Annotated in this window: 3 protein-coding genes, 1 tRNA gene and 1 pseudogene; 3 read left to right on the top strand and 2 right to left on the bottom strand. The window is 60.5% G+C overall.

The features are described 5' to 3' along the window. Window positions 1-42: 42 nt before the first annotated feature. Window positions 43-1,728 carry an aspartate:alanine antiporter gene (locus AB5Y51_RS00070; RefSeq protein ID WP_029314601.1) on the bottom strand — a complete coding sequence of 562 codons (1,686 nt, stop codon included), beginning with the start codon at window positions 1,726-1,728 and terminating at the stop codon, window positions 43-45. Window positions 1,729-2,499: 771 nt separating this feature from the next. Beyond that, window positions 2,500-2,575: transfer RNA gene (locus AB5Y51_RS00075), tRNA-Asn, on the bottom strand. Between the two features lie 132 nt (window positions 2,576-2,707). Between AB5Y51_RS00075 and uvrB the strand changes: the two genes are divergently transcribed. The 3 genes and pseudogenes from uvrB to AB5Y51_RS00090 form a co-directional block, all read left to right on the top strand. After that, the gene (gene uvrB, locus AB5Y51_RS00080) at window positions 2,708-4,720 is read left to right on the top strand and encodes an excinuclease ABC subunit UvrB (protein WP_041215067.1); all 2,013 of its coding nucleotides are present in this window, start codon (window positions 2,708-2,710) and stop codon (window positions 4,718-4,720) included. Next, window positions 4,717-4,974 (top strand): DUF1232 domain-containing protein, encoded by a 258-nt coding sequence (locus tag AB5Y51_RS00085; protein WP_041215068.1) that lies wholly within the window; start codon window positions 4,717-4,719, stop codon window positions 4,972-4,974. Before uvrB ends, AB5Y51_RS00085 begins: the two co-directional genes overlap by 4 nt. 138 nt (window positions 4,975-5,112) lie before the next feature. Further along, a pseudogene (locus AB5Y51_RS00090) lies at window positions 5,113-5,293 on the top strand (IS1595 family transposase); the annotation flags it as partial.

The following is a 5,293-nucleotide window of genomic DNA, read 5'->3' on the forward strand; positions in this document are numbered from 1 at the left end:
CTCGAGGCTCCCTTTTTTCATGGGCGGGCAGGTACTCTGCGGCTAGAACCAGAAGCCGATGATGAAGGAGCCCGCCAGGGTCAGCATGACGTTGGCCACCGCATAGGTGCCGGCGTAGCCGAGCGCCGGGATAGAGCTGTTGGCCGCCTCGTTCACCACGTCCATGGCCGGGGCGCAGGTACGAGCCCCGGTGATGGCACCGAGCAGCAGGGCCGGGTTCATTTTGAGCACCCAGACACCGAACAGGTAGCCTACCAGCACCGGCAAGGTGGTCACCAGCATGCCGGAGAAGAGCACCACCATCCCCACTTCGCTCAGGTGATCGAGGATGCCGCCCCCCGCCTTGAGGCCGGTGCTCACCATGAAGACGGCGAGCCCGAGATCCTTGGCAAGACGCAGGGCCCCCGGTGGCACATAGCCCACCGTGGGGTGGTTGGCACGCAGGTAGCCCATCAGGATCCCCGCCAGCAGCAGGCCGACGGCATTGCCGAGGCCGAACTCTATCTGGCCGAACACCAGGGAGACGGAGCCGATGAGCAGGCCCAGTACGAAGAAGGTGGCGAAGGCCACCAGATCCGTGGTCTGGCTGTGGATGCTGATGAAGCCTATCTTGTTGGCCAGCAGCTTGACCCGCTGCTTCTCGCCGCTGATCTGCAGCACGTCGCCCTTTTGCAGCATGATGTTGCGATCGAACGGCATCTCTATCTGGGAGCGCACCACCCGGTTGAGGAAGCATCCCTTCTCGGTGAGGTTGAGCTCCACCAGATGGCGACCCACCACGGCGTCATTCTTCACCACGATCTCTTCGGTGACAATCTGCAGGTCAAGCAGGTTGCGATCGAACACCTCCTTGCCGTTGCGGTAGTTGACGTCGAGCTTCTCGTGGCTCTCGGGGTAGCCCACCAGGGCGATCTCGTCCCCTTCCTGAATGACGGCGTCACCATCGGGGCTGGCCAGAATGCCGTTGCGGCGAATGCGCTCCACATAGCAGCCTGTGTGGGGATAAATGCCGGTTTCGCGCAGGGTGCGACCGCCGATCCAGGCGGCGAGCTCCGGGCCGACCCGATAGGCGCGGATGATGGGCAGATAGGTCTTGCGGCTCTCGCTGTCGGAGAGCCCCCGCTCGCGGGCGATCTTCTGGGCCTCGGTGTTGAGATCCAGCCTGGCCAGGGAAGGAAGGTAGCGTACCACCAGCATCAGGCCCACCAGTCCCACCAGGTAGGTCAGGGCATAGCCTATCCCCATGTTGTCGAGCACCGACTGCATGTCGGTCTGGTGGGGCAGGTTGAGCAATCCGCTTCGCAGGGCGTCCTGGGCCCCCACCAGGGCCGGCGTGGAGGTGAGGGAACCTGCCAGAATGCCGGCGGCCATGCCGGGCCCCAGATTGAAGAACTTGGCGAGCCCCACGGTCAGCAGCAGGGCCGACAGCAGGATCACCAGGGTCAGGGTGATGTAGTGGATGCCGTCGCGAAGGAAGACGCTGAAAAAGTGCGGCCCCGCTTCAATCCCCACGCAGAAGATGAACAGCATGAAGCCTACGTTTTCAGTGGAGGTGGAAAACTGGAATCCCATCTGGCCAAACAGCAGGGCGGTGAAGAGCACGCCTATGGTGTTGCCTATCTGGAAGTTGCCGATGCGTACCTTGCCCAGCAGCAGCCCGAAGGCCAGTACCACGAACAGCAGCAGGGAGTCGCTTTGATGTAGCAGTGTCACGAAATCTATGGTCATGCCCGGAAAAACCGAGGAAAAAAGTGGGGCCGATATTGTGCCGGATCCTGTATCAAGAAAGAAGCGCCAAAGCAGATTAACAGCCAGTTAAGTGCTGGTCTCTTCGGTGAAGATAGGGATGCGAGGGGGGGCTGGGGAAAACACCTCTATTTTACGCTGCAAGGCCCGCTGTCAATGAGTGAAATATGCTGTCGAGCAGAGAGGGGATGACGCTCCTGTGGACAATTTATTACCTGCTGCATGGGGAGCAAACGGGCATGTTTTTCAGCATTTTCCACTGAGGAAATTGAAGGGTTACAAAAGAGACTTATGACTCATCCGGCGAGGGCTGACCCGCAGGACGCGGCATAGCGAAAAAAAATCCCCCACAGGCAGCACCGCGAGTCGATTTATCCCATTTAGGGGGGAAGGGAAAAACAGCAGAAAATGGGGAAGAGCGGGGGCAGCCATCGCAAACCGGGGACAATGGCTGCCAGCCCAGATGAACCGTGGCTTTGGTCAAGTTACCCACAGAAACTGTGGATAACCCTGTTCATGAAACTTGGCGATCAGGCTGAAAGCCGCGCCAATACTGGGCTGCAAGGACTGTTCAAAAAATACCTGCAATAAATTGTTTCTATAAAAATCAAATAGTTATGCGCAGCAGAACAAAACGCTGCTGGTCAGTAACGGGAGATCAAAAGGGAGTCATGCCGCAGGGAAGGGCTTGTGCATTAAAATTGGAAGAGGAAAGCACTAAAGTGGATAACTTGCACCGAGATGGTGAGGAATTGGCTCCCCCGACTGGACTTGAACCAGTGACATACGGATTAACAGTCCGCCGTTCTACCGACTGAACTACGGGGGAACATCAGGCAAGGAGGTGCATCATACAGAGGTCGTATTTCGGGGTCAATAGCCATCAGGGAGGGTGAGCGGATACCCAGCTCCTTCAACTCGGGGTACACTGCTCCCTTGCCGTTTTTTGCCGGGAGTCGTCATGAGCAAGTTATTCCAGTTGGCCAGCCAGTTTCAACCCGCCGGGGATCAGCCGAGGGCCATCGCCCAGCTGCTCGATGGCATCGAGTCGGGACTGGCCCACCAGACCCTGCTCGGGGTGACCGGTTCGGGCAAGACCTTTACCATGGCCAACGTCATCGCGACCCTCAATCGCCCCACCATGATCCTGGCGCCCAACAAGACCCTGGCGGCCCAGCTCTATGGGGAGATGAAGGAGTTCTTCCCCGACAACGCGGTGGAGTATTTCGTCTCTTATTACGATTACTACCAGCCCGAAGCCTATGTGCCGACCACGGACACCTTCATCGAGAAGGATGCTTCCATCAACGATCACATTGAGCAGATGCGGCTGTCAGCCACCAAGGCGCTGCTGGAGCGGCGCGACGTGGTGATCGTCGCCTCAGTGTCGGCCATCTATGGTCTGGGGGATCCCCAGGCCTACCTCAGCATGATGCTGCACCTCAAAGTGGGGGACGTGATCAATCAGCGGGATATCCTGCGCCGCCTCGCCGAACTGCAGTACACCCGCAACGACATGGCCTTCCAGCGCGGCACCTTCCGGGTGCGGGGGGAGGTGATCGACATCTACCCCGCCGAATCGGACAAGCTGGCCCTGCGGGTGGAGCTGTTTGATGAAGAGGTAGAACGCCTCTCCCTGTTCGATCCCCTGACCGGCGCCATCGAGCAGACGGTGGTGCGCTACACCATCTACCCCAAGACCCACTACGCTACCCCGCGGGAGACCATCCTGGGGGCTATCGAGCACATCAAGGAGGAACTCAAGGGGCGGCGCGAGCAGCTGATGAGCCTCAACAAGCTGGTGGAGGAGCAGCGCATCAGCCAGCGCACCCAGTTCGACATGGAGATGATGCAGGAGCTGGGTTACTGCTCCGGTATCGAGAACTACAGCCGCTACCTCTCCGGTCGCGCGCCGGGTGAGCCGCCGCCCACCCTGTTTGACTACCTGCCGGGGGACGGCCTGCTCATCATCGACGAATCCCACGTCACGGTGCCGCAGATTGGCGCCATGTTCAAAGGGGACAGATCCCGCAAGGAGACCCTGGTGGAGTACGGCTTCCGCCTTCCCTCGGCGCTGGACAACCGGCCCCTCAAGTTCGACGAGTTCGAGGCGCTGATGCCGCAGACGGTGTTCGTCTCGGCGACCCCGGGCCCCTATGAGCTGGAGAAGTCCGGCGGTGACGTGGTGCAGCAGGTGGTGCGTCCCACCGGCCTGCTCGATCCCGAGGTGGAAGTGCGGCCGGTCAGCACCCAGGTGGACGATCTGCTCTCCGAGATCCGCAAGCGGGTGGCGGTGGAGGAGCGGGTGCTGGTCACGACACTGACCAAGCGGATGGCGGAGGATCTGACCGAATACCTGGCGGATCACGAGGTACGGGTGCGCTATCTGCACTCGGACATCGATACCGTGGAGCGGGTAGAAATCATCCGCGACCTGCGCCTTGGCAAGTTTGACGTCCTGGTGGGCATCAACCTGCTGCGCGAAGGACTCGACATGCCGGAAGTCTCCCTGGTGGCCATTCTGGATGCGGATAAAGAGGGCTTCCTGCGTTCCACCCGCTCCCTCATCCAGACCATCGGCCGGGCAGCGCGCAACCTCAACGGCAAGGTGATCCTTTACGGGGATACCATCACCAACTCCATGAAGGTTGCGATCGAAGAGACCGAGCGGCGCCGCGCCCTGCAACACGCCCACAACCTGGAACACGGCATCGTGCCGAAGGGGCTCAACAAGGCCATCGGCGATGTGATGGACATGGGGGGCAGCCGCACGGCGGGCAAGGCCGGCAAGGGGAGTCGCAAGGCTGCCGAACCGCAAGGGGAGTACCATGCCCGCTCTGCCAGCGAGATCAGCAAGGAGATCAAGCGGATGGAAGAGCAGATGTTCCAGCATGCGCGGGATCTGGAGTTCGAACAGGCGGCGGCGCTGCGGGATCAGATCCAGCGGCTGCGCGGCGAGCTGATCGCGTCATGAGCACCAGACGCTGGCTCATCTGGCGGCGTTTGCGCCGCCTCTATCAGGGCTTTCGCCACCCAGGCACGCCCTGGTGGGCGAAGGGGCTGGTGATCCTTATCCTGCTCTATGGCATCAGCCCGGTGGACGTTGTCCCCGATGTGGTGCCTCTCCTTGGCTGGCTCGACGATGCGACCCTGTTGCTGCTCCTCTTGTGGGGCTGGGAGAAATGCCTGCCCGGCGAGGTGCTGGCCGCTCTGGACAAGGCCGAGTGAGCAGAAGCCTACGTTCAGGGAAAGGGGAAAAGAAGGGGGAATTGAATGACTCCCTTCATGGGGTTCGAAAAGGCGCTGTCCCAATTATGTGTTGGAAGGCTAATCTGGAAGTAGGTCATCACCGCGAGGACCTTCATCATGGATACGCTAGCCTTCCAACACCTGTTGTCCCTCTTTCCATTACTTACTCTGCGTCAGCGCCGTGTCGCTCAGCATGAGCTCGTCGCTCCACACCCGATTACGTCCCTCCATGCCCAGTTACCCACATGCTGCGGCTGTCCCCACTGCCAGGCGGATGCCACCCAGCTGGCCCCCTGGG

It is taken from the genome of Aeromonas sp. R7-1 (assembly GCF_040908115.1).
GTDB lineage: Bacteria > Pseudomonadota > Gammaproteobacteria > Enterobacterales > Aeromonadaceae > Aeromonas > Aeromonas caviae.